The organism is Moorena sp. SIOASIH (assembly GCF_010671925.1).
In the GTDB taxonomy this organism is placed as follows: Bacteria; Cyanobacteriota; Cyanobacteriia; order Cyanobacteriales; family Coleofasciculaceae; genus Moorena.
In genome coordinates this window covers 87369-114019 of sequence record NZ_JAAHIH010000007.1, presented here as the reverse complement: position 1 = coordinate 114019, position 26651 = coordinate 87369, and the positions used below count along the sequence as shown (strand labels likewise).

Genomic DNA, 26651 nt, shown 5'->3' with positions numbered 1-26651 from the left:
GTGTCGCGTATCAGCTATCAGCGTGTCGCGTATCAGCTATCAGCAATCAGCAATCAGCAATCAGCGTGTCGCGTATCAGCTATCAGCTTTTGAATAGCTTTTGAATAAAAGAGGTTTATTTTAAACACCTCAAGTAGCGTGGCCATTCCCGTAGCGTGGCCAACGGCTGACCGCTGACCGCTGACCGCTGACCGCTGACCACCTAGCTAGTTAACAATAGTTTTAAAAACATCTTCTCCATTGTAGCTCGCTACCAGCTGCATTTTTAAAGGACCAGCTGTGTAGGCAGTTTCTTGGGCAATAGCTTTGACATTAAGGGGTTGACTATACTGCTCCAGCTGCTCAATAAAGTTGGTTAGGGTGGTCAGCCGACCATCTCCGACTTGGATATCACCCAAAATCCCAGCGCGACGAGCACGGAACTCAGAGGCTGCCAACAACTGATCGAGCCGCTTGCGAATTTGCTCATTGGTCATAGTTGAGGGATTAGTCGAGATGGTAGCAAGCACATCACCCCCCTTAAAGACAACCTGATTGAGGGCTGCATCTGCAAATACTTGTATTGGTTTTTCCCCCTCAACGTAGTTACCCGCTGAGAGAATTCGCACCACGTAGTCTCTACCATCTTTAATCTGCTGGATTAACTGATCTACTTGTGCTTGAGTAATTTGCACCAGTGGCTCTTGGGAATTACCGCTACTAGCACGGGTAATGTCTACGGCTGTCTTATTGGCTTGGCTCAACAGTTGATCAACGGCTTGATTTACAGCTGTTGGATCGACAATTCGTACTACTCCAGAGGTGAGTACCTGACCACGAAATAAAGCAACATTTCCCTGACGCAGTACTCGATAATTCTGATAGTACTGTTCTAGAATTGCGAGTTCCCGTTTTAAAAAAGCCAGTTGTTTTTCTTGTGATTCAAGTTGTTTATTACGTTCAGCAAGTTGACTCTCCTTTTGTTTAAGTTTTTGTTCAAGTTCTTTAAGTTCTTGTTCGAGTTTTTTTAGGAAAGTTTCACGCTGAGCAATGACTTGATCTCGTTCAGCAATTTTCTGGTCAAATTGTTTTATAGCTTGGTCTTTCTCAGCCAGCTCCTGCTCCCGCTGTTGGATCGTTTGGTCTTGTTTGAGGATAGCTTGGTCTCGCTCTTGGATAGCTTGGTCTCGCTCTTGGATAGCTTGGTCTCGCTCAAGCATTTCCTGATCCCGTTTCTTCACCAATTCTTTTAATTGAGTGATTTGGCTCTGGAGTTGGGTAATTTGTTCATTGAGTTGATTCCGCTGTTGGATTAGCAGCTGACGTTCCCTTAGGAGTGACTTAATTTCAGTACGCAGCACCCCAACCTGAGCAGAGACGTCTTTCAGTTGATTTTGAGCCTGTTGGAAATTTCGATTGGTTTCATCCAAACGCTTCTGAACCTCTATTTGCTCTGCTCTGGCGTCCTCTAACTGCCGCTCTACTCGATTTTTCTCATCCTCTAATTGGCTGACCTCCCGGCGAGCACTTCTAAGTTTTTTGAGGATATTATCAAGTTCAAAAATCCCATCCCTTAGAGACTCACTAGTGGCAAACAAAATCCCCAAGGTCGAGGCGGAAATTAAGCCACCGGTGATAATTGTTACTACCGTGGCAGTAGTACGGGGACGTAGATTAAATAAACTCAGCCGTGCTTTTCCTACTCGTGTACCCATGCGATCGCCTAAGGTAGCGAGTAACCCCCCCAACACCAAAATTGAGGCAATCAGGATATAAGCGCTGGTCATCTAAAGCCTCACGGGAGAGTGGAAACTACTATTATTTATGTGGTCATTTATGTGGTGGAGGAAACGCGAGGAGGCGATTTTAACTGCTGTCAAAGTCCTACAATAATAGTTATACAAAAAAAACTTTAAGGTTGGCTGGGACTCCCAGTGGTGGGAAATTCCACTGAAAAGACAATCAATCGCAATGATTGATTGGCTACAGCCACGTAGTCTAGTTTTAGCCCCTACAAGCAAAGGCTTTAAGGCTAGTGAATCAAACCAAAGACTTACAAACCACAGACTTAAAGCTAACCTCAACCCCCACCACCGTGAGAGAGTAGCGGTAATTAGCGCTGCCTGGTGGACTGCAAGCCTATTGGTTTTACGGAAGGTTAGGTTGATGTGGTTGTTTCGAGCGATGGCTAACATTTGTTAGTTAACTCCTCCGAAGAATCTGCGCCTATGCAAGAGCGCAGAGTTTCAATACTGCATTGTTGTCTATCCAGATACAGCCTATCTCATAGCTGTAGAGAATTATGTTTGTTTATGGTAAACTACCCAAAAGATTTATCGGCTTCCACCACCAGCAGTAGGGCATGGAGAGTAACCCACAGACTAACAAATTATCCCTAGTTTGTACAACACTGCTCCGTAAGCATTCAGCCCTTAGCGGTCAGCCGTTGGCCAAGGCCAAGGCCTATGGCCACGCTACTTGAGGTGCTTTGTGGGACAGGCTTAATGCCTGTGACTTCACTCAGATTAAACTAATGCTTACCTCTTTTATTAAAAAAATACCTGAAGTAGCGTGGCCATAAGCTGATAGCTAATAGCTGATAGCTAATAGCTGATAGCTGATAGCTGATAGCTGACAGTGCTCCAAACAATAGACCTGGGAGTTTTGAGTTCTCAAACTAATCTTGATAAAATCTTTATAGAATTCGTAGCAAAGATTTTTGTTGAAAATTTTTGTTGAAAGAATTATTTCCTTGAGCTGTAACGCTTATATGCTACACTTTACAAGTCTTTGCATAAATGAAGTATACCACGCCTCACACCCTACCCGAGATAACCACACGATACCGGATACAGACCGATGATTACTCCAGATGAATGCCATACAGACGGGTAGGTGTCCCATCTGGGCATCTAGATTCCATTTGATTTTACTATAGGCTATCCAATCTCCCCTCACTCTCCAACCGATGCGTTCACCTAGCCTGACGCAGTCTCCTGCCACCTCTTGATAAATGGACTGCTGAACACTAAGCCCAAAGTGTCCTTGGCTGTATCTTACCCAAAGCTGGTCAATGGTCAGCAGGTCAGCACAGGGAAATGTTTTGAGCGACTCTACATCTAGCCATTTTTCAGCTTCTCGACCTGCTGCTTCCAGGAGTACCCTGGCTGTCTCTAAGTCGGCTTCTTTCCACTTTCCTGCTGCTAGTACGTCTCGCAGTTTAGTGTAGTCTACTCCTTTTTCAGAACGCAGTTTGAGTTCAGGTTCATAGTGATGTCGTGTCATAGGTTTGCGCCATGGTGATGGGAGTTGATCTGCAAAGATACAGTAAAGATAAAGTTTTGGCTTGTCTGTCTGGTGTGGGGTACACCCATCAACCATAGCATTGCCCCAGGAGTCAACTACCAGACACTGACCGCAAAGCCATACAGCAATAATCGATAAATTCTAGGTATTAGGCGAATGGTATTAGGTATGAGCTACAACAGGGACACTTGAGCACCTCCGTCCTAACTGAGGGGCTAGCCAACTTTCAACAGAACCCTTCCTAGAGCCTAAACCCTAGAGCCTAAACCCTAAATTCTGTTCGCGAAGGGTGACCGCAGGTCAAACAGGTATCTAAGAGAAAAAATATGTAACAAAATGCGAACGCGCCCCGCGTGGCCTACGGCCAATCGCATCTTTACAGATGTTCCTAGTAGTGCTTCAATGTATAGCCTGTGGTTAAGGAGTTTAACAGGAAACCCGCCAGAAGATGCTTGGGGGTAACACCCCTCATTCAAATTCACTACCAGTATCCGAAAATTACTGGTAGTCTAATTTAATGAACATAAGACCTGCATAGTTTAGTTGCTCCATTTCTGTTGACGGTTGACACAAAATAATCAACTATAAAGTGTCAACATAAGGTGTCAACATAAAGTGTCAACAAAACCAAGTTTCACCGAATCGTGCAGGTAAAATGTGGCTCAAACGGTTTTTAATGCAAATTCTTACGTTGGAGCAAACCGAAAATTATGGCACCTGTATGGCCCCTACAGACGGTCGTGTTTCAAACTATCTTCCTGCTGGTGGTAATTGCGGTGGAAGGGGTAGTCCTGCAACGAGGGCTAAAACTCAACCGCAAAACCAGCATGCAGCAAGCTACATCGATTAATCTACTTTCCACTATTGTAGGTTGGTGGTGTTTTTTTGCCCTTCACGACCAACTCCCTACGGAATTTCAAGGCCAGATGATTAGTTATATCTTTTTCGATCACTTTTCAGAGGATAAGCCTGACAATTTTTATACTCTTATCGCTATGAGTGTGATCACAATTTTCTTTCTTTCCTTTATTATTAAGCTGGCAGGGCTGAGGTTACTCAAAATCTTTTTAGAACTAGCTGAAGATCAGGCAACTGGTTCCACATCGGCTTCCGACGAGGAAAAGTCGTTATCCTTGAGGCGCTCTGGTCAGAGAGGATCGGGTGGGGAAAATCGAGCTATGGTCGTCCTCATTGCTAATTCCTGTAGCTATAGCGCTATCTTACTGCTTTTGTTTCTGCGTTTCCTTTATGTCAACCCCATTAGTGGATAACTAGCGTCGTGAAATTTTTCACATCCCTATTCGAATTTGTCATTGGCTTAGCGGTGGTAGACTCGCTGGTAAAGGTACTGAAACCTCCCAAGGCATTTTCCTGGCAGGCTCTAATGTGGCTAACTGTGTTTTCCTATGTAATGGCAGGGTTAGCCACGGGATTTGTACAACGGCTGATAGCAAGCTGTGGTGGTATTTTGTTTATTTTATTTGTCTACTGGGTAACGGCAGCGGCGGCTAAGCTAAGAATTGCCAAGAAGAGCTTGCCCCTAGGTGCCTGGATTACTGGCGCATTAACTAGTATTTATCTATTCGGCATCAGTTTGAACGTTGGGGAATACCAGCTCAGAATTGATGGGATCAGTACCTATTTATTGGGCATCGACTCAGGGGACGTATCATCCTTGACGTTCATTAGTTGGCCATTGATATCAGCCGGAATTGCGGCTTTACCCTATATTTTAGCAGTAAGATTGAAGGTAAAAAAACCGTCTCCAGCAGAACGTCAATATCTAGTTATCTTATTCGGTAGCCAGCTCCTGATTAGCTGCTGGATACAGTTTTATTTCGTGATTCAAAACTGGCTAGTGCAATATCCTAGCTTACTGAGCGATGATTTTATCCATAGTTCCTTTGTGTGGAAATTGCCCTCTGCCCAAGTCACTGTCCTATCTAGAGGTGTATCGATATTAGAGGGGATGGAAGTTCAATTGAAAGAAGAGTTGAATGAAAAATCTTGGTCAGAGGTTGAGAAATCCCTGCTTAAAGTAAATCACCAAAAGTTCCTGAAGGGAATTGAATATCAAGCCAAGCAAAGCTCACCGGTTGCTGAAGATCCTCTATGGAAAGTGACCTATAAATTTTCATCCAGGAAGTCTGGGTCTGACTATAACTTAGACTTGCAGGCCAATTGGAACGGCCCCCGTTCAAACCCTGACACCAAACCTGACTATTATTCCTTCACCAAGTCTTGTCGAATTAAGCAGGTGGATGGGCGATCAGGGTTAGGTTCTCAACCAATTGGTAATGTGGAATGCCAAGCCTCTAGGACAGGAGAAATTGAGGTGTTCGCTGACCAAGGTAAACAGTAAAAAGTAAAATTAAAAAGACTTGCTTGGATCCAGTAAAATAGAAAATAGCAACTAGGAAATAGCAAATAGCAAATACTAAATACCAATTACCAATTACCAATTACCAATTATTAAATACCAAATGACCAATGACCAATGAGGAAGAACAAATTCCCATTCATGGTATCAGTGGACTGGGAAAGTGTAGCAGCACGAGGATACTATCAGCCCTCCCGTAATATCAAAGTAGCTGAATCGGGGGGAGCTTACCAATTACCCCTCTCCTTTGACACTGACTCACCCAAGGGATGTCCTAGGATACCACCTGATATTCAGTTGCGGCAGTATCAGCGGCAAGCGGTGGCAAATTGGTTTGCCCATCGGGGACGAGGAACCCTGAAAATGGCAACGGGTAGTGGTAAAACTATTACTGCTTTAGCGATCGCAACGGAACTGTATCAAAAAATCGGCTTACAGGTGTTGCTGGTGGTTTGCCCTTACCGCCACTTGGTCACCCAGTGGGCACGAGAATGCGAACACTTTAATCTAGAACCGATTTTAGCCTTCGAGAGTGTCTACAGCTGGCAGAGTAAACTATCTGCTCAGCTATACAACCTCCAGGTTGGGCAACAATCGTTTATTACCTTAATCACTACCAATTCTACCCTGATCAAGGAAGGTTTCCAGTCTCAGCTGAAGTATTTTCCTGAAAAAACCCTGATAGTGGGAGATGAAGCCCATAATTTGGGGACTACCCGCATCGAAAAGAGTTTACCCCGTAACATTGGACTGCGCCTTGCTCTGTCAGCTACACCAGAACGGTATTTTGATGAAGATGGCACAGAAGCCTTGTTTGACTATTTTGGTTCAGTATTACAACCAGAACTGACCTTAGCCGATGCGATTCGCCAAGGAGCGCTGGTGCGTTACCTATACTATCCGGTGTTCGTGGAATTAACTGAGGCGGAAAATATTGCCTATGCTAAATTAACTCAACGGATTGGTTGGGCATTAGGGGAAGCAGACGATATAGAAAATGACACTACTTTAACATCGTTATTGATGCAACGAGCTCGGTTAGTTGGGGCGGCTGCTAACAAGTTAAGGGCGTTGCAGCGGTTAATGGCTAAGCGTCTGAACACCTACCATACCTTGTTTTATTGTGGGGATGGTTCGGTAGATGGGCAAGTGAGTAATGAAAGCAACCGTCAGTTAGCAGCAGTAACCCAGTTACTAGGTTCTCAACTGGGGTATCGGGTGAACACGTACACTGCTCAGACACCGTTGGCAGAACGGGAGGAATTACGTCGTCAATTTGAGCGGGGGGAGTTGCAGGGCTTAGTAGCAATTCGATGTTTGGATGAAGGGGTGGATATTCCATCCATTGAAACTGCGGTGATTCTGGCAAGTAGTAGCAATCCCCGCCAATTTATTCAGCGGCGGGGGCGAGTGTTGCGACCGCACCCAGGTAAGGAACGGGCAACGTTATTTGACATGATTGTTTTGCCCCCAGATTTGGGACGGGAAACTTGGGAAGTGGAACGGAGTTTGTTGAAAAAGGAGTTGAAGCGATTTTTGGAGTTTGCTGAGTTGGCCGATAATGCCGGGCAGGCCAGGGTAAAATTGCTGGAAATTCAGCAGCGCTATGGAGTGTCAGATTATTAATTGCCAAGAATGCGATTGGCAATTAGCACTCCGGGTTTGGTAAGGCACGGGTTTTTATTGCCTACCACTATTTTTTGTCAAAAAAAACGGTGGCACTGCCACCGATTACGACAATCAATACGACAATAAAAATGTTACTCTTCTTCCGGTTCAAAATCTTCTTTGCCGACTCCACAAACCGGACATACCCAGTCATCTGGAATATCTTCAAAGGGTGTTCCCGGTGCAATGCCGCTATCTGGATCCCCTACCTCTGGGTCATATACATAGCCGCAAGCGGTACAGACATATTTCTTCATCGATATTATCCTCAATGAGTGTTCTTCTCTCATGAGTTTGATCATATCCTGTCCCGTTGCTTCGGTAGTGTTCTTTGTTGTTGTTTTTTTATAAATTAATTCCATGACTCCCATGGAACTGAGCGACCAAGTAGTTCTTCCAATGCTGTCACTTCCTGTTTATAATACTTAGTAAGGGCATTTTTGATAGCTGGTGAAATCGACACCTTTTCCTGAGGCTGCACGTTAAGGCGTAAATAGATTGGATCGAGCGACCGTCGAATTTTTCTCAAAACTTTGTGAATGGGTTTGTCTTGCGTATATTGGCGCATCGACTTTAAAAACTGCTCATAATTCCGGTGAAACCACCAATTTTTTACTGCCTTGCTCGGATTATATACTTTAAATAGATAATCCCCATAGAAGCTAGGATCAATTCCCGCAAATCGACAAATTTTTTCAAGCACAGATTTGGGATTATGGGATAATTCTTCATAAAAAGCCACATAAATTCTATCGGAGCCGAATAACTCAAAGTAAGGCTTTAAGTATACAGAATAACGGCCTTGCTCAAGGGAACGCATATAGGTATGGGTATTTTCCTGCTCAAAATTATCCTTAATTAATTGCTGGTCAACATAGTTATCAAAGGTTATGTCTTGAGGAAGATACTCTTTCTGTTTAGCAAACTTATACCAAGAAATTAAGCGAGAAACCGGTTCCCTTAGGATAAATATAAGTTTCACATTTGGTAGAGATAGTTTGATTTTATGGGGTGTCCCTGATGAGTAAAGATAGTCTGGTGTTGCCTCCATCCGAATTTTTTCGCAATGGTAACACTGAGCATAACGGAAAATATCATCATATTTTTCTAGACCATCTTCATAGCGATAGTTGGAAGCTTCTGGATAATCTTTATCCAAAAAGAAGCGAATTTCTTTGAGGTTAGAGGTACAAACTTCAGGATGATCAGCTAGATAATAAAATAGTGATGTTGTTGCCGCTTTTGTCGTGCCTCCAATAATCAAGTAAGAGTTCTGTTTAACACTTGAACTATTCATAGAGTTTATTACCCCTGATTAACTAGGATGGTTTGTGAGGACAGAAACACCCTTTTGATGGAGTAGATAGATGATAAGTATCACATAGATAAGAGCCATAACAGGCCAACTCATAGCAATACCAATCAATCCCCAAATTTGCCAAAATAACCAACTCAGAGCAACCCCTACAAATGCCATGGTCACCATACTCCAGACAACCAAACCATAAGCTCTCTGAGCATACAAACCAGCTTCAAGCACGGGGATTAGAGAAATAAATGCCAACGACAGCCCTAACCAAAAGAAGACTTGAGAAGTCTGATCAATAGAGGTAGCTTCAAAAGAACCGTGTCCGTATAGCAAACGAATGATTTCCCCATGGGATACCACAATGAAAAGTACTGCAGGTAAGCTTACTAATAGGGTTTTGGTCAAGTTTTTGCGCAAAGCCGATCCCAACCGGGATTTATGCCCAGCTAAGTCATGCTCTGTCATGGCAGGCAAGCTGGTGGTAGCAATACTGACACCAATAATTGTTTGAGCAGCGGAGACGATCCGAATCGCAAAGTAGAATGTGGACACCCCGCCAACTGCTACTAAGGAAGGCAGCATCTGGCTCTTGACTAGATTAGATGCGAGCTTAATAACAAAACCAATAGTGGGTAAAGAACCTGCTTGCCACAGACGCGCAAGGTCATCTTTGCCAGCCCACGCCAACCATTGATGCTGGTGTCCCGCTTTAAAAGCATCTAGAAATACCAGCACAAAGAATCCACCAAATCCCAAGGTATAAGCGTACGCTATCCACAGAGCAATACTAGACTGTTGCCATGCCAACCCAATGGCAGCCACCACGAAACCTGGTGCGATCGCATTCCGCAGAGCTACCGCACTAAAGCGCCTTTGGCTGTTGAGGATCACACTGAAGACCGCAATCCCAGGAGCAAACAAAACCATTGGCGCACAGACCCGAAATAAAAACGTTGCTTGTGCTCTACCCTCTGGAGAAAATCCTGGGGCTAACCCAGTTATTATCAATGGCGCTAGAATTTCCAACAGAACAGTTAGACTAACGCCTAGTACTAAAGCTAAATTGACAATGCCACTGACCAAGCGATGATATTCCCTGTGACTCAGAGCATCTCGGCGCTCCATGAACATTGGAACCAAGCTTTGTCTGGTTCCCTCCCGGCTCACGGTATCAATTAGTCGTGGTAAGCTCAGGGCAACAATCAAGGCATCTGTGGTTTGACTAGTCCCCAGTTTCGCCGCCATCAAAATGTCCGCAACCCACGCCAGTAGCATACCCAAGAAGGTCAGAGACATCACTCGCAGCGTGGGAGATTTCCACCCTTTGATTATACGGTTGGATAGGTTCATCACATTACTTACTCCATAGACCTGATTAAGCTAGCAGACTTGGAGTTTTTCCCGCTTAGTTTTCCGTGCTGGTAGTTTCCAACAATTAGATCTAAATTGTTGCGTAAGCATTAAGCTATCAGCCATCAGCTATCAGCCATCAGCTATCAGCCATTGGCCTGTGGCCACGCTACTTGAGGTACGAATAGCTTTTGAATAAAATCAGCTGACCGCTGACCGCTGACCGCACCTCAAGTAGCGTGCGCTATGGGCATATGCTTAAATTTTTGCTACTTTTGAATTGACTGCTTTAAGACTCAGGTTGAAGTACCGGAGTGGAATCTTTAGGAGCGTCTGTCTTAGAACTTGGTTTTTCCCAGGCCAGGATAACCAGCCCAGTTGTCATTAAAAGGGAAAGCGCCACAGCTCCCAGCATCACCGTTTTTTTGGTATTACCAACAGGTTCTTTCGGTAAGTTCGGCTCTACTAACAATTGCAGGGTTGGATAAGCACTAGCATGATCCGATTTATTCACGTTTAATTGAGCCGACTTGGCCGTAAATATAGCTTCGGAGATTTGCACCTCTCGCTCAAGCTCAGCCAGGGTTAACTGCTCCTGAATCAACGTCTGAAGTCTAGACTCTAACTGAGCAATTTGTTCTGCCAAGGCGTTAACTTGACCTGTTAGTCCTTGCTGTTGAGCTCTCTGGTTGATTAACAATTGTGCCAGATTTGCTCGACCTGTCTGGGCATCTAAGCCCAAATTAAGATTATCCAAACGTTGAAGATCCATCCCCTTGCCCAATAGCTGTTGGCTACGAGCAAGTAATGCCTCAAGAGCCGCTTGCTTCTTAGCTTTCTGATTAATCACCTGAGGGCTGTTTGGTGTCCATTGTGAATTAAGTATCGTTAGGTTAGCGCTGATATCGCTATAGTTTTGCCAAAGTTTTTTAAAGACTTCATCATCCTGAAGCATCAGAGCATCGGCTGCTTGGTCAGTTGACAACCTGAGGTTAGCTTCTAGCTGCCTTAATCCAGAGGTAGCCGCTTGCTGCTGAGCCAATAAATTAGCACGCTGCACTCGCAACCTCTCTACTTCTTCTGAAAGGTTCTTGATTTGTTCAGAAATTTTGAGCAGTGACTTCTTTTTGAATTGAGAAAGCTTTGTTTGGGCGTTTTTTAAGTTACTATTAGCAGAGTCTAACGCTAGCAACGTCTTGTTATCCTGACGAGCTGATTCTTCTGCTCTTAAGTAATCAATCCGCTTGACTAACGCTTCATAAAAAGCCCGAGTATTTCGCTGAGCTTCCAGTTTGCTTTTGCCATCCGCTTCAAATTCTATGATAGTGGTACCTCTATCCAAATAAACCCTTGGCTTGGCAAACTCTTCAAAATCTTTGACTGAGGTATTAACAGCAGCAGCAGCTTCCTTTAAAACTACTTCACTCATGGCGATATACTGGTAGTTTTCTCGTGGATCTACCTTTAAAAGATATCCGTAAGGAGATTTCTCACCTGGATTGGAGGAAGCTTGACCGACTCCAGGGAGTTGAACAGATCCTTGAGAACCCACACCAGGTATAATGGCTGCTGCCTTACTGGTGTAAGTTGGAGGGATTTGCTTGAGCACAAAAAAAGCTAAACCCAAAATAGCAGCATTGCTCAAAATCCCCAAACTTATGTAGGAAAACCATTTCAACCCATTGGGTCGAGAACGTTGGCGTGCTTTTGGTAAGGCTCGAATCGGAATTGAAGATTCTGTCATCTGTCTGTGATCAAGTAGATGCAGGAAAGCTTAGGAGAATTTTTTCCAGGTAAAATCCGGCAGATATCAGCAAAAGCTGTAAATATATCCATCTTTTCTGTGTACGGCAAATATATCTTGAGGTTTACAACTCTTGTAGCCCTTCGCTCCTAATGGAGTAAATCCAAAACTGCCCTTGCTTCTGGGAGTCACTTTACCTATCCCTAATTTTTGATGTCTGGCAATATCGCCAGTACTCCAACCCTTGATCGGCCTCAATGGGTTGTGTCTGATGGGGTAGCCATATTTATTGAGTGCAGCCTTTTGTCTGCCTCCTTGTCCCTTGCAGGTTACTAGTAGCGGTTGAGACGTCTTTAGCACCAAGTCTTTGATGTCTCCGACACAAGCGGCATCAATCCAATGCTGCTTAGGTAATCCCAACCTAGTCCGGTTGTATTTTGTCTGAGCACCTGTACCAGTAACTACAGGTTTTATAGCTTTAAGAACTTTGACTATCTTGTTCCGAGTTGTATTCACTGCCGCTGCATCTGTTAATGGTTGTTTGGCAATGGCTAGGATCTTCCGCAACAAGTCTGGTTTCTTTTTTAGGAATTCCTCTATAGGTTTATTTCCTTTTTTCTGATTGCATTTCTCGCAAGCCAGACAAAGATTACTAACTCGGTCGCTCCCACCCTTAGATTTTGGGTGGATATGCTCAATCTGTAGGGGAGTATTTTGCTTGCTACAATAGGCACACTCCCTTCCCCATTTCTCAAGCAAATATTCCCTCACTTCATACCCGGCTAGATCCCCTTGTTGGTACTCGACGCCATTAACTTCAGGATTCTGCATTTTTTGGGTATCAAACTTAACTCGTTCAATCCCAATCTCATTGACTGGACAAAACTTGATTAGTCGTTTAACCCAGGTTTCAGTAGTCAAGACTCTATGCTCTAAGCTAGGAGCAATCCAACCTTCAGGACGCCTACGATTAAGGAACCTTGGCTTTCTGTAACGGGTGTTACGGTTGCGTCTCCCACGTCTAACGGCGCTTCTAGATTCTAGTTTTTTCTTAATGAGTGATCCTTTGTGTTCTAACTCCATTGCCCAAATGACTTGGTCGTTTTGGACTAGAGCAAACCCAGTGGTCTTACTACCCGGATCTATCTTGATTTGACAAGGCGAGATAGTCGGATTTGCGTTCGCGCAGCGTCGGCTTTGCCGAATCGCAGTCTTGAGGATGATCGTAAATGGATACATCCTAAAAACCGCAGCTTTCCCTTTGTCCAATAAACGTCGTGCTTTTTTGGGGGATATGGGGTTTAATGGCTGTTTGTTTGTGTCAATGACAAATACGTAATTTGGCATTTTTAGTGCATCTCAAATCGGTAACGTGTTCCGGACTTCGTCCCGCTACGCGAACGGTAATGTTGAAAAGGCTTGTCAAGCCAACCACACATTTTGCCTTGACCTTAATGGTTGGCTACAGAGCCAGAGACTGGAGTTCATCCCTGGGTGTCATGACCAAATCAACGTAGGAAGCTAATCCTAAACCTGCATCCTAGTTAGATAACTTCCGGGTCTTGCCGGAAATTACCAAGGCTTTTACTAGGAGTCCACAAATTTACATTCAGACTAAATTATGAATATTTTGTGATTATTGTAGTTCAGATCCGGTACTTTTAAACGATTGCGGCCAATGGCATAAATCCTTTAGCTGCCATTCATTATAGAACTAGATGACAGAACTAGATGACGCCCACAATAGTTTTTTGCCCATTGAAATCACACCCCCATAGGACTACAGATGCAGATGGGGTTAGCCAAGACCAACTAACAACGGCCTAGCCTAATGGATCTTAAGATTCACATGATCAATCAGTTCTGATCCATGTTCAATCTACCCTACAAGGGAAGCCAACGCTTAACAACCTTCAACCTTCAACTTTTAACTTTCAACCTTTAACTTTCAACCTTTAACTTTCAACCTTTAACTTTCAACCTTTAACTTTCAACCTTTAACCTTCAACCTCCAACCTTCAACCTTCAACCTTCAACCCCCCAACTCCCGAGAACGCTGATAAGACCCCAAAACCGCCTCAATCAAAGCTGAGCGAAAACCAGCCTTCTCCAACTTAGCGATCGCAGCAATCGTGGTTCCCCCAGGACTAGTAACCCTATCCTTCAATTGAGCTGGATGCATTTGAGTTTCCTGCAATAGCTGGGCTGTACCCAATACTGTAGAGAGTGCCAATTGCAATGCGATCGCTCTGGGTAATCCAGCTGCTACGCCCCCATCTGCTAGGGCTTCCACCAAAATCGCCACATAAGCTGGGCCTGACCCAGATAAACCGGTCACCGCATCCATCAGGTGTTCCGGAATCTCGACTACTTCACCAACAGCCCTAAAAATTGTCTTTGCTTGCTCCATTTGATCAGGCGAAACCCATTTTCCAGCCGCTAGCGCTGTCATCCCCGCCCCAACTGTTGCAGGAGTATTAGGCATTGCCCGGATCACTGGCTGGGAGGCAAAAGCGGTTTCCAGTCGTTCCAGAGGCACTCCAGCTAGAATTGAAATCACCATTGGCAACGTTCCTAAGCTGTGACCGTTGTCACCTCTACCCATTCCCAGTTCTGCCGCTACCGCTTCAAATACCTGAGGTTTAATTGCCAGTAACAAAACCTCTGATGCTGCCGCTGCCGCTTGGTTATTGGCAGTGACCCTTATGCCGTATTTTTGCGCCAAACCATCACGCCGCTGCTCCAGCAGCTCACTCACCAAGACCTGATCAGGCTGGTAAAGTTGTTGGGCAAGTAGACGGGATAGGAGGGCTTCTCCCATGACACCGCCACCAATTATGCCAAGTTTTATAGGCAACCCAACACCTCTCTTTTCAACTATTAATGTTATTCATGAAACACTATACACTTGTCAAGTCCTGACGCTTACTGAGCCATCTGATCTGGCTCAGAACCCCAGGCTGGTGACGGAGCTGTCTGACGGGGATTAGGGACTTGGGGAGTAGGTATCTCATGAATCACACCAGACTGAGTACTTACCTGAACACAGCTTGGTGTGAACAAGAAAATACTTTCACCAATACGCTCTTGATGACCATCAATAGCGTAAGTCCCACCAGCCACAAAGTCCACCGCTCGTTGTGCTTGGTCTGGATCCATGATAGTCAGGTTTAAGACCACCGACTTCCGTTCCCGCAGTGCCTGAATCACTTGGGGCATTTCTTCAAACGAACGAGGTTCAATCACTGCCACCTCTGAAATCCCATTGGCTGCTCCAGGCATGCCAATCACATTATTGATCGGAGATGGCCCTACGCCTGCTTCTGATACCGTTGTCCGCTCCCGAGAACGACGTCTTGTCGGACGTTCCTCCTCTGGTGGCGGTTGCACCGGTTGCTCTTGTGGGTAGGGAGTTGGGTAAGCATCCCCCTCCATATCTTCATATTCGTATTCGTATTCCACTGGCTCATTCAGACCGACGAAATCGCGCAGCTTATTAAAAATACCGCTCATAGTCAACTCTCCATCACAACTTTAGTGTAAGCTTCTGCAAAACCGATAATCGACCTTCTCTAGGGCAGCAGTCTTGAGTAGATGCTTAGACTAGAACGTAAACAGTCTAACTTACCCCATAAGCTTACTTAATAATTTTCACCCTTGAGAACACCACAAGGTTATCAATATAGAATATATATCTGCCTTCTGCTTGGGGTGTAGTTGTGGAAACAAACACTTAGAAGAAGGTTATGCCATTATATATAAGAGGGCAATATTGATGATGGATGTGGTTGGGTATATACTACCCCATTACTTGGCTCTACCCATAACCTAATTTCAGCAAACCCTCACAATCATCGTTTATACCTACTTCTGGCGGTAATATCAGCCCATTGAATAACCTTCGATTTCGTTATGGGTACTTCAAATTTAGCTAAACTTGCTAGAAGCCCCACATCCTAACCCCTTCTTGATGCAAAGCGCGAGTGGGGCAAATCAAGGCAGTGCCGCCAAAGGGGGGAACCCCCTTTGGCGGCACTGCCTAGGCTGTTCACTTTGTGCGATGGCCATAGCTTAAACTTCATGCACTTTTTGTCTGATAGTATGAGACAGTGTATCTCTTGCTAGATATCCATTCTGGGCGTTATCGCCGTACGCGTACCCGGTGTGAACGATCTCCCCCGAAAAAGGCCCATAATAAACAGCCTACCCCACACCCCACACCCCACACCCCACACCCCACACCCCACACCCTAGGCACTGCCTCCCCGTGAGGCCACTGCATCCCTTTCGGAGGCAATCCCGCAGATGGGGCAGCATCAGCCCCTCGCCTCGATTCTAGGGACAGCTACATAGTTTTAGTAACTGCCTTCAGCAGTACATTTGGTGGGAGCTGAAGCGCGAATTTTGGTAATGGGTTCTGTAATTAAACCAATCATGGGAAGGTTTCGTGTACGAACTTATTGGAAGGTTCGCTCGTGGATAATTCGAAGCTGATCATATTCAGCCGATGAACCACTGCGCCTAAGTAAGCGAAGGCGATTTTCTACCAACAGCCGAGCCTCAGAACGACTGATTGGCTCAAAGGCAATGCCATTGGTAGTACTTTTCACTAAAAAGAAAAGTCTCTGGGCATAGATCGTAGTGAACAACTCTTGTTGTGGTTCAACAATGCAAACCCGAAACAGTAGACCAAAATTGGGGTGATTGAGGTAGTTTTCAGAACTCATCAAAATCCATACTAGGCGGGACTTGAGCACCGAACGGTCTGATTTGGGTCAAATAAGTCATTGCCATGACTTACTTTTCCTTAGTCAGGTTAGTGGTATTATGCCAGGGGTTTGGTTAATTAGTTAATTCAGGTCACACTAGGAGTCACCAAGACCCTAACAATTCCTAAAGAGTTTAACCAAGTTATAGAGATAATAGCTTGATTAGTGGATTTGAGTTTGCCAGGGAGAACAATTAGGGGATTGGGTCATATTGTTTCTGACACCATGAGATTTCTATAGCAGAAGTCAGAAGTCAAACTCTTGCGCTTACTTAGGTTTGAGACTTTTGTCATGTCCTAACTGCCCTGGCGACTGCTATAAGATCATGGCAATCTGATATAAATTACCAAGTCTACTCAAATCTGACATAACTACATCTCCCCTACCTTGGTTGAACTGCTCAATACCGATACCAACAGATTTGAGATAGACTGAGGATTGATAAGAAGCCCATAGGGAAAGAGGATGGGGAGGAAAAAAATACACTAATAGTTTTGGCAATAGTTTTGGCAATAGTTTTGGCAATAGTTTTGGCAATAGTTTTGGCAATAGTTTTGGCTGTGACTTCGTGAAATTTTAATAAAGATTGCTCAGAAATCCACATGTTTCAAAAATTCTAGGTCGATAATGGTTCTATAAGCTAATGATTCCCCTAGTAATTAGCCAACAAACTATCCGGATTAACGAGTCTAATCACTGAAAAATTGAATGAACAAGAGACAAAAACTATCAGTATAGAGGTGCATCCAGATAATAACTGATTAGGCGTTTTCAGGATGTTATTGATTAAGGGTAAGCATTTTGCTAATAGCCTAATCTCGACCCTGCAATGTTTGTAGGGTCATTATTATGAATTGATAGTGATTTTACAATGTCCGAATGTTACTTTGTCTCAATTGCTGGGCATCAAGCGTGAGTAAGTCCTGGTAAATTGGTCACTCAATGTGGTCACTCAATTTGGATAGTAGGCTGACACACTGGGCTGTTAGTCTGTGAACTTCAATCGATAAATCTTTGAGGAGTAAAGTAGAAAAATCATGTTTGACTGCATAATCGTTGGTGCGGGACCGGCTGGTGGAACTGCTGCTTATCACCTGGCTAAAGGTGGAAAGTCTGTGGTGGTTCTAGAAAAAGAATCCTTACCCCGGTACAAGGCTTGTAGTGGGGCGGTTTCCCCACAAGTGCAACAGTGGTTTGATTTCGACTTTACACCTGCCATATCTCTGAAAGCTGAGAGTGTACGCTACACCTGGAAAATGGATGACCCAGTAGAAGTGAAACTGGACACTCAAGAACCGGTTTGGATGGTGCAACGGGATGTTTTCGATCACTATCTCATCCAACAAGCCCAAAAACAAGGTGCTGAAATTCGAGATAATACAGCAGTTACAGGGGTGGAGTTTAAGGGAGACCACTGGCAGGTAAACACTGTCAATGGGACTGTTGAAGGTCGCTACGTGATTGCGGCTGACGGTGCTACTGGACCGATGGCAAAATGGTTGGGATTCAAAGAACGTAAATCACGTCTGGCATTAGCCCTAGAGGTGCCCAAATCGGACACCAATAGTAAGGAGATCCATTTTGACTTTGGTCAGGTCAAAAATGGCTTTATCTGGAATATCCCTAAAGCCGAAGGTTATTCCATTGGTCTTGGCTCCTTACGGGGTGGTGACCTGAAAGACATGGAAAAGATAGTCAAAGGTTATGCGGAGAAATCCGGCTTAGACCTGAGTAGCTGTAAACAGCACGAAGGTGCCATCTGTGTCTGGGAAGGTCAGGAAAAGCTGCATACACAAAATGCTGTATTAGCTGGGGAAGCTGCTTGTGTGGTCGATCCCATGACTGCTGAGGGAATTCGACCCTCCATGTTCAGTGGCATGAAAGCAGCTGAGGCCATTCAACAAGCTTTGGCAGGTCAAGCTGATGCCTTAGAAAACTATACCCAGGTGATGCAGCAAGAACGGGGAACTGATATGAGTTGGGCTGCTAAGCTCGCTGGTGCGTTCTACAGCTTTCCCGGAATTGGGTACAAAGTCGGCGTTAAAAAACCCGTTGCTACTCAAATCATGCTCAACATTCTGTGTGGGCAATTACGCTACTCCGAAGTAGTAAATCGTGCCATGAAGCGCTTGAACCCATTAAGCGGGGGATAATGGTGATAGGATAATTAATCTTTTCTGGTATCTTATCACGTAAATAGTTGGGGTTGTTGAGGGTGGACGCTTGACTGTCAACCCTCAACCCTCAACCGATAATACCATTAATGTTGGGTAAAAATGACCATACTTGACCCCACCACAGGACTACGGGCAACTAACTTTCCCTCTAGGTCAGTAATTTCCAACTTGCTAAAGTCTAATTCTTGAGACTGACTCAGCATCCTTTGAGCTAAGGTATTCTGCTGAGCATCGTTGAGTTGGTACCACTCATCACTGACCTTGACCAAGAGCATACTTCTGAGAAAGTTCGCCTCAATTGCTTGAATCAGGTCATTACCGTACTGAGCCGTAATAGCCGCAATTTGATTTTGAATTGCGACGATCAGGCTTTGTTCAGGAGTTAACTCTGGTGTGGGTATGGGTTCCGATTCCACAAGTTGTGATTCCTGAGGAACTTCCAAATTTTGTGGAGAATTAATGGTATCAGCAGGAACTTGTGCCACCTGTGCTGGTGTCTTTGGTAGAAGCGCCATTGTTGTCCATAGAATGACTACTACCACGCTTGCGATCGCACCAGTCAACATCCAATCAGACAGTTTTTCATTCCAAGCTGCCGGTAGCAAGGAGCGGACTTTTTTTGAGGTGCCATCCCACAACCGGCCAAGAGTACTAAGAATCGGCAGCAAGCGATTCATTAATCCAGACTTAGGCTCAGAAGACGATAACTTTCCCTTGCCAGTGGTCTGAGGTGATGGACTTGTTGTTTCCAAGCTGTCTTCGGATTTATCTGTCACTGATGGTGTCGGCGGCTTTTGAATTGGTTGATCATTTGCCGCTTCTGGCTGCTGTTTTTGCTCTTCTGACATTATACTTCCTCCCAGGCAGCGCCATTTGTTGATTCAATGGATTAACACTCCTCCCTACTCACTATATGCGGAGCAACATGTGTAGGTACTGACACATACTTCTTGACCATTTTGCCACAAAGAACGAGCATTCTTTACTGGGGTACTGCCGGGGGACAGCAACAGGTGCGACCCGTGGCGAATTTAATTCTTAATGGGTCAAGCGCGCCTATGTTGTTTTCCGGTACTTCCGTGCTATAGCAATTCTCATTTTGGTAAGGTACAGGAAATTTTCGCTACTCCCTCATCGCTAATCGCTAATCGCTAATCCCTGCTCCCATTAACCCAAGACGAAAGTACCTCATCTAATTGAAAACTGCTGTTGTATAACTACCGATTTATCACTACCCTCAAAATCGTCTCATAAATATTAATGGGAAATTGAATAGGTATTAAACCCACTCAATTTCCCAGTATCAAAGCTCCGTCTTCAAGGTAGGAGGGCGGAGATATTCGTGATTCCGTTATACCGCAGCAAAGTAAACCTTTGATTTAACAGGGTCAGGGTTCATAGTTTTGTCACCTGGTTGCCACCCTGCTGGGCAAACTTCATCGGGATGAGCTTGAACGTATTGAATCGCTTTCAAGGTACGCAGGGTTTCGTCAACGCTACGACCAAAGGAGAGGTTATTGACAGTAGCATGCTGGATTATGCCCTCCTTGTCCATGATGAATAAACCACGTAAGGCAATACCAGCTTCCGGGTCAAGAACGTTGTAATCTGTGCTGATGTCTTTTTTGATATCAGAAACCAGAGGATAAGCTAGATCGCCTACACCTCCATCCTTGCGGTCAGTCTGAATCCAAGCCAGGTGAGAGAATTCACTGTCAACAGAGACGCCAAGGACTTCGGTGCCTAGTTCTTTGAATTCTTCAAAGCGATCGCTAAATGCAGTAATTTCAGTAGGGCAAACAAATGTGAAGTCTAGGGGATAGAAAAACAGAACGACGTATTTACCACGATAGTCAGACAGTTTAATTGTCTTGAACTCTTGCTCGAATACAGCAGTGGCCGTGAAGTCGGGAGCCAGTTGGCCTACCCGGAGACATCCTTCTGTTGTAGTCATATAGTTATGCTCCTTAAAGTGTCTAGGGTGTCAGTTGGCTACAGATTGCTGATCAAGTGGTGGTCACCTCAAACCGTGCTACCCATACTATTTCTCAAAGTGCTGGCTAAATACATATAGCGCTACGCGCAATGGCATTGGCAAGAGGCAAGAGGCAAAAGTTGACTAAAACAGCTTTTGCTGCTTGTATCAATGTCCTAACTTTAATGCATAGTGCTATACATGTTCAGAGGGAGTTCATGGATAAGAAAATGATCTACCCAATATCCCATGTCCATGCTGAGACCATGACATTATCTGTAACCAACCACACAAATGGTATCAAATCTAATTGATTATTTACGAACCTTTACAATTATATCATAGTCATAACGATTTTGATTAGCAGGGTTTCCCGAAGGTGCGACCCGAAGGTGCGAATTTAATTCTTAATGGGTCAAGCGCACCTAAGTATCCAGTATTAGGACATACTTGATGGGGCTTTATCCTTGATCCTTCCCATTTGCTCCTTGATCTTTCCCACTTGCTCCTTGATTCTTAGCACTTCATCCTTTAGAGTTTATACTTTATAATTTATCCTTAATCCTTGATTCTTCAAGAAAACTCAATTCCAACAGGGTTACCTCCCAAACTAATCGCGGCTGAGCATAACTGAGCAGGTATCGCCGAGCTTGCTCTAGCTTTTTAATCATGTCTGGTTGAGTGTGTGATTGCCAGTAGCAGTGTTGTAAATACTTCACTAACCAAAGCTGAGTGTTGGTATCCAGGTTTTTGTCGATTTCCTTTGCCAGTTCCAACGCTTGACGGGATGTGTGGGGTAACTGGGTAAGTTGGGTGAGTAACTTTGGGGGCATAGCTTGGAGTTGTTCAAAAGCAGCGATCGCTTCCCCCGGACTTCCCTGGGCAATGGCGAGTACTGATGGTTCCTGTAAAATCTGTTCATGACCGGTTTGCCGCAGCACTGTTGTCATAGTTTCGGGCCCCAGCCGAGAAAATGGAATCCGCTGACAGCGAGACACTAGGGTCGGCAACAAAGACTCAGTGCTAGGTGCGATCACAATCAACGTAGCATTTCCCGGTTCTTCGAGAGTCTTCAGCAAACCATTGGCTGCTGGCTCTGCCATAGTTTCTGCCTGCTCTAGTACCACCACCTTGCGCGATGCTTCTAGAGGAGAATTACTCAGGAACCGAGCAATTTCCCGAATTTGTTCCAACCGAATTTGGGGGGGTGCCTGACGCTGAATTCCTTTTTGGACAGCTTCTGTAGCAGTAACCAGTGTACCATTATGCAGATAGGTTGGCTCTACCCACAATACATCCGGGTGATTGCCCTGAATAAGTCGTTTTTTGATTGAGACTTGCCCATCAGCTGGGATACCTTGACAAAACAACTGTTCAATAAAAGCCCGTGCTACCAGACTCCGCCCCACCCCAGATGGAGCAGCAAACAGGTAGGCAGGGGCAATACGCTTGGTTGTAATTGCTCCGTGCAATAATGCGATCGCTTGGTCTTGCCCTAGGATATAGTCGAACGCTCCTGGAACCATGTTGTGACATACTCCTACACTGACCTGATCAGGTTCAGTGTAGGCTTCTTGCCAACTCCACCTAACGGTTCGGATGCTCGACAAGCTTTACTTCGGACGGGATGCCCCACCGCCAACTTTAATATATTCTTTGCCGCATTTATATCCCTATCCTCCACATAACCGCAATGAGGACAGGAATGAATGCGGTCTTTTAATTTCTTTGGAACCTTTTTTCCACAATTGGAACAGTTTTGACTGGTGTTGCGAGGATTCACTGCTTTTGTTATCAGTCCAGCATTTTTGGCTTTGACTGACAAGATAGACAGAAATTGCCCCCAACCAGCATCTAAAACTGATTTCGCCATTCTGGTCTTGGCCAGACCTTTTATATTGAGCTTTTCATGAGCTACTAGATCATGATTATCTAGCAGATCAATCGCCGTCTTAAAATGAAAATTTTTCCTAGTATCAGCTACCTTTTTGTGAGCTTTACCCAGTTTTAAAATTGCCTTTTTTATGTTATTGCTTCCTTTCTTGGAACGGCTAACAGCTTTCTGTATTTTCTTAAGTCTCTTCTGAGCTTTTCTATAGTACTGAGGAATTGGTACTTCAGTCCCATCAGACTTGGCCAGGAAAGACTTAAGACCCATGTCTATACCAACTGGATTGGCTACACTGTCGATTGGGATAATATTTGGGACAGAGTCGTCCTGAATCGACAATGTAACGTAGTAACCATCAGCTTTTCGGGTAATCGTGGCAGTCTTTACTTTGAACCCATCAGGTATAGGTCGGTGATATATCACTTTCACCTTCCCAAATTTTGGCAGGGTCAGGCTCTTACCACTAATTGGGTCTTTGGGCAAAGAGGGGAAAGTAAAAGAGCGATACCTGTTTTTGCTCTTGAATCTTGGTTTTCCGCTCCTATTCCCATTGCAATCTCCCTTTAGTAACCGTTTAAAGGACAGGTCTACCCTCTTTACGCAGTCTTGCAAGACTTGAGAGTGTATGTCAGCATACCACGGTCTGCTTTTCTTTAATTCAGGGAGTGTCTTTTTCTGAGAAAAATAGTCTGGGTTATTCCTTAAATGTGGTAAATTACAAGTAAGCGGACAAGAGTTAATAGAACAGCGATTTTGCTCATACCCGTTCAACCTGTCAGCTAGCAAGTAATTATATTGACAGCGCAACATGTCTAGCCACTTGTCGATTTTGGCTACCTGTTTTTTTGTTAGGCGTAACCGGTATTGATAGGCTGATCTCATCTTGCAGTTCTCCTGTATATCGACCTACAACTAGGCTAGCATGTGTGTACCCGATTGAAAACCCATAATAGCAAAAAAAATGAAAGACAAAAAATTGATAGTTAGAGTGACTGATTTTGAAAAAAGGCAGTTAAGACAGGAGGCTGACAGGAGAGGTATGACTCCCTCTGAGTTGGTTAGAAGCTTTATAGCTCGCCTCCCCATACCAAAAGACTCTGTCCGCGATTCATCCCACGCTCATCCTACGGATTGAGACGTGGGGCTTCTCGCGGGTTCAGCTAAACCGTTCACGCAAAATCTTCTGAATGGCATTATGCACCTCCTCCTCACTGTAGCTAGCATCTACCCGAACAATCCGATCAGGATTTTGTTGATACAACTGCTGAAATCCCTGCTGCACTCGTCGGTGAAATGCTAAGTCAGCTTGCTCCATGCGGTCAACGGTTCCCCGCTGTCGCGCCCGTTCCAGACCAATTTCGACATCAATATCCAGCCACAGGGTGAGGTCACTTTCCAGTCCACCGGTAGCAATTTGATTAAGCTGCTCAATCAATTTCAAGTCAATACCTCGCCCATAACCCTGGTAGGCAATTGTGGAATCCGTGTAGCGATCGCATAAAATAATTGCTCCGTTGACCAACTGTGGCTTAATCAACTCTTCAACATGTTCAGCCCGATCAGCAGCATAGAGTAAAAGTTCAGCCCGAGGGTGAATGGGTGAGGAATCTCTATCCAGTAGCAGTTGGCGAACCTTAGCGCCTAATAATGTTCCCCCCGGTTCTCTTGTGACTACAAGGGGTCTTGTTTGATTTCCCGAACAAACAGTACCTAGACAGTCTTGTAAGCCACCAGCTCGAAGCCAATTTGAGCATCGCTGTAGTTGGGTAGTTTTACCACCGCCTTCCACTCCCTCGAAAACAATTAGCTTACCGCTCAAGCCGACCTCCTCTTATACTCATGGCGCTAATGTTTGATAGCCTACAGCTTAAACCATGGGTTGAACAAGCTCAGGTAATAAGCAAATTGTAAGCATTCAGCTCTCAGCTCTCAGCTCTCAGCTCTCAGCTCTCAGCTCTCAGCTTTGAGCTTTTAAATAAGCGATGCAGCGCGGTCTTGGGGGTTTCCCCCACTCGCTATTGCATCAAGACAACAAGTAAGCATTCGTTTAATCTTTGTTACGTCAGCTGAATGCTGACGGCTGACGGCTGACGGCTGACGGCTGACGGCTGAATGCTTACAGCAAATTAGATGTTCAATAGCTGTCCCAATTAGCGTGGGCTAAAATCACGCCTCCTTAAGCTGTGCTAAGAAATACTGACGATATAAATCACTACTTGGTATGACGTGATTTCCGTCAAAGGTTATCAAACCTAGATTCTTTAATCTATTGATTAAGATTGAATCTAACTCAACACCTCTATCGGTTTGAATCACCTTGTTGAAGAAAGTGGCTAACTCAGGATTTTGCCTAAGTCTAGTTAATTTTAGCAGCAGATGATCCTTATAAATTCCTTCTCGGGTAGGTGCTTGCTCAAGAAGTTTTTCTAGGCTAAGGTTTTCGCAAGCCAAGTGATAGAGAGCAAGCTGCACTAATTTCGGATGTCCCCCCACCATAGCCATTAATTTCTCGCTAGCTTGACCTCTCAACCAATCGAGTCGATAAAGCTGGGCTAACTGCTGAATTTGTTGAGGGTTAAACTGGGGTAATTCAATCGGCAATCCTAAATTCGATAAATAGTCAGCTATTGTAACAGGAATATCAACTTCTGTGGAGTAAGCAACCACAAGCCGTAGCTTTTGCCAAGGTCTCACGTGTTTGGCAGCCTCAGACCAAGATCGCAACAGAGGAAAAAAGTCAAGAGCTGTTTCGGTATGCTCAAGCAGCCGATTCACTTCATCCACCGCCAAAACTAGGGGCTGTTCAAGGGACTCTAAGATATGTCCTTGAAAAAAACAGCTACAGCTTGCTTTACTGCCGATGTCCTCATCCCAATAGTCATCCAGTTGCTTGGCAAGCACCAGTTGATTAGATAGATTAGCACACAACCAACGTAATAGCCGATCTAAATTACTTAAAATCCCTCTTTCTGCTTGGGCAAAATTAATCCATACTGTTCTGTAACCCAGGGATTTTGCCCGGTCTACTATCCGCAGCATCAAAGAGGTTTTACCGGTCTCTTTCGGGGATCTAATCAGGATTAGGCTTCCGAGTTGTTCAATGGCTTGGTAAGCCATTTCTTCGACAGGGGGACGTTTAATGTAAAAGGCTGATGACAGGGGGACTACTCCAATCGGAAAGGTTCGGGATTGGCTCAAGGATTGGTAATATTGCTCAATTCGCTCTTCGTGTAAAGGACTCAGAGGAATGCTAGCTAAAACTGGTTTGAAGTTGCCCTTGGTAATTGGTTTGTCAAAAAACTTGCTGAGCAATAGCCATAACTTAGAAGCGATTCTCCTGAGATATTCACTACCGTAGTGTATGTCCTCCGCCATCTCGGCATAGGTTTTTTCTTCCCAAGCTTGGTACAGAATCCATTCCTGAAGGGAAGTCAATTTAGCGTACCCCATAACTGTGAGTACATCTATGAGCTGATCTACTGTCATCGTCTTACTCTGTGCACCTTTTGCTGATGGTCTTGGGTCAGAGATGACCAAAACCAAGGTATATCAATTGTTTGAATAATTATAAAGAATATAGAGCGTTGATTATACCGATGAAGTCCATTCAATTTTATTACCCCCTTGGGCGCGGGGATTCCTACTTCCTACTCCCTACTCTCTACTCCCGCGCAACCCAGGACGGAAGTACCTAACCCAATTGAGAACTGCTATAGAATTTACAAATGAGTTGTAAACAAGGATGACAGTTTTTTCGATTACCAAAAATCTTTATACACTTTATTAGCTCTTGGCTCTTGCTTCTTGACTCTTGCCTCTTGCCTTTCCCTAAGCAATTACGTTCACAACTCAAATGGAAATTCTATAGTTAAGTGTCACACAGCCTTTTCGGGATCAGTAACCTGATCAGATCAGGTAGGTTTATTCCAGTATAGCAAGGAATGGATATTTAGGTTCCACGCTAGTCAATTAGTTACATTGAACACTTGACAAATTCACTAAATCAAGTATGATATTATGATTAAAATAAGTTTTGGGCAAATTTTGCCGTCAAATTTCGGGTTAATTGATAATAGTCTCAATAAAGCGGTAGATTAGTGGGC

General features: G+C 44.5%; 21 protein-coding genes. 4 read left to right on the top strand and 17 right to left on the bottom strand.

Annotated features, from left to right (window positions below):
• Positions 1-206: 206 nt before the first annotated feature.
• Complete coding sequence (locus F6J90_RS36625; protein WP_293105602.1) at positions 207-1766, bottom strand: DUF3084 domain-containing protein; 1560 nt, start codon at positions 1764-1766, stop codon at positions 207-209.
• 979 nt (positions 1767-2745) lie between these two features.
• A complete protein-coding gene (locus F6J90_RS36620; protein ID WP_293105599.1) occupies positions 2746-3360 on the bottom strand; it encodes a GUN4 domain-containing protein in 615 nt (204 codons plus the stop codon).
• A 635-nt stretch (positions 3361-3995) separates the two neighbouring features.
• Between F6J90_RS36620 and fraC the strand changes: the two genes are divergently transcribed.
• The 3 genes from fraC to F6J90_RS36605 all read left to right on the top strand — a co-directional run bounded on the left by fraC (position 3996) and on the right by F6J90_RS36605 (position 7291).
• Positions 3996-4556: a filament integrity protein FraC gene (fraC, locus tag F6J90_RS36615; RefSeq protein WP_293105596.1), complete on the top strand. Its 561-nt coding sequence runs from the start codon at positions 3996-3998 to the stop codon at positions 4554-4556.
• Positions 4557-4564: 8 nt separating this feature from the next.
• Positions 4565-5647 (top strand): DUF5357 family protein, encoded by a 1083-nt coding sequence (locus F6J90_RS36610; protein WP_293105594.1) that lies wholly within the window; start codon positions 4565-4567, stop codon positions 5645-5647.
• Positions 5648-5806: 159 nt separating this feature from the next.
• A complete protein-coding gene (locus F6J90_RS36605; protein WP_293105592.1) occupies positions 5807-7291 on the top strand; it encodes a DNA phosphorothioation system restriction enzyme in 1485 nt (494 codons plus the stop codon).
• Between the two features lie 134 nt (positions 7292-7425).
• Here the strand turns inward: F6J90_RS36605 and rd are convergent, their stop codons facing one another.
• The 9 genes from rd to F6J90_RS36560 form a co-directional block, all read right to left on the bottom strand.
• The gene (gene rd, locus F6J90_RS36600; RefSeq protein WP_293106438.1) at positions 7426-7590 is read right to left on the bottom strand and encodes a rubredoxin; all 165 of its coding nucleotides are present in this window, start codon (positions 7588-7590) and stop codon (positions 7426-7428) included.
• Positions 7591-7685: 95 nt separating this feature from the next.
• On the bottom strand, positions 7686-8630 hold the full coding sequence (locus F6J90_RS36595) for a sulfotransferase (RefSeq protein ID WP_293105589.1): 945 nt from the start codon (positions 8628-8630) through the stop codon (positions 7686-7688).
• An 18-nt stretch (positions 8631-8648) separates the two neighbouring features.
• A complete protein-coding gene (locus F6J90_RS36590) occupies positions 8649-9992 on the bottom strand; it encodes a lipid II flippase MurJ (RefSeq protein WP_293105586.1) in 1344 nt (447 codons plus the stop codon).
• 289 nt (positions 9993-10281) lie between these two features.
• Positions 10282-11736, bottom strand: coding sequence for a hypothetical protein (locus F6J90_RS36585; protein ID WP_293105584.1), 1455 nt, complete (start codon positions 11734-11736; stop codon positions 10282-10284).
• Between the two features lie 66 nt (positions 11737-11802).
• Positions 11803-13083 carry an RNA-guided endonuclease IscB gene (iscB, locus tag F6J90_RS36580; RefSeq protein ID WP_293105581.1) on the bottom strand — a complete coding sequence of 427 codons (1281 nt, stop codon included), beginning with the start codon at positions 13081-13083 and terminating at the stop codon, positions 11803-11805.
• 685 nt (positions 13084-13768) lie between these two features.
• Positions 13769-14593, bottom strand: coding sequence for a pyrroline-5-carboxylate reductase (gene proC / locus F6J90_RS36575; RefSeq protein WP_293105579.1), 825 nt, complete (start codon positions 14591-14593; stop codon positions 13769-13771).
• A gap of 68 nt (positions 14594-14661) precedes the next feature.
• Positions 14662-15249 carry a cell division protein SepF gene (locus F6J90_RS36570; RefSeq protein WP_293025031.1) on the bottom strand — a complete coding sequence of 196 codons (588 nt, stop codon included), beginning with the start codon at positions 15247-15249 and terminating at the stop codon, positions 14662-14664.
• Positions 15250-16193: 944 nt separating this feature from the next.
• Complete coding sequence (pipX, locus tag F6J90_RS36565; protein WP_293105576.1) at positions 16194-16463, bottom strand: transcriptional coactivator PipX; 270 nt, start codon at positions 16461-16463, stop codon at positions 16194-16196.
• Positions 16464-16905: 442 nt separating this feature from the next.
• Entirely contained in the window at positions 16906-17109 is a 204-nt protein-coding gene (locus F6J90_RS36560; RefSeq protein ID WP_293105573.1) for a hypothetical protein, read from the bottom strand.
• 433 nt (positions 17110-17542) lie between these two features.
• On the opposite strand from F6J90_RS36560, the gene F6J90_RS36555 reads away from it, so the two are divergent.
• Positions 17543-18658: a geranylgeranyl reductase family protein gene (locus tag F6J90_RS36555; protein WP_293105571.1), complete on the top strand. Its 1116-nt coding sequence runs from the start codon at positions 17543-17545 to the stop codon at positions 18656-18658.
• Positions 18659-18765: 107 nt separating this feature from the next.
• Here F6J90_RS36555 and F6J90_RS36550 read toward each other — a convergent pair whose 3' ends face one another.
• The 6 genes from F6J90_RS36550 to F6J90_RS36525 all read right to left on the bottom strand — a co-directional run bounded on the left by F6J90_RS36550 (position 18766) and on the right by F6J90_RS36525 (position 25998).
• Positions 18766-19530, bottom strand: a complete 765-nt coding sequence (locus F6J90_RS36550) for a hypothetical protein (RefSeq protein WP_293105569.1) — start codon at positions 19528-19530, stop codon at positions 18766-18768.
• Between the two features lie 503 nt (positions 19531-20033).
• A complete protein-coding gene (locus F6J90_RS36545) occupies positions 20034-20636 on the bottom strand; it encodes a peroxiredoxin (RefSeq protein WP_008186710.1) in 603 nt (200 codons plus the stop codon).
• A gap of 566 nt (positions 20637-21202) precedes the next feature.
• Positions 21203-22183: a DNA polymerase III subunit delta' gene (gene holB, locus F6J90_RS36540; RefSeq protein WP_293106435.1), complete on the bottom strand. Its 981-nt coding sequence runs from the start codon at positions 22181-22183 to the stop codon at positions 21203-21205.
• Positions 22184-22197: 14 nt separating this feature from the next.
• Positions 22198-23430, bottom strand: coding sequence for a transposase (locus F6J90_RS36535; RefSeq protein ID WP_293105566.1), 1233 nt, complete (start codon positions 23428-23430; stop codon positions 22198-22200).
• Between the two features lie 274 nt (positions 23431-23704).
• Positions 23705-24367: a dTMP kinase gene (gene tmk, locus F6J90_RS36530; RefSeq protein WP_293105563.1), complete on the bottom strand. Its 663-nt coding sequence runs from the start codon at positions 24365-24367 to the stop codon at positions 23705-23707.
• A 347-nt stretch (positions 24368-24714) separates the two neighbouring features.
• Positions 24715-25998: an AAA-like domain-containing protein gene (locus F6J90_RS36525; protein ID WP_293105561.1), complete on the bottom strand. Its 1284-nt coding sequence runs from the start codon at positions 25996-25998 to the stop codon at positions 24715-24717.
• Positions 25999-26651 lie beyond the last annotated feature (653 nt).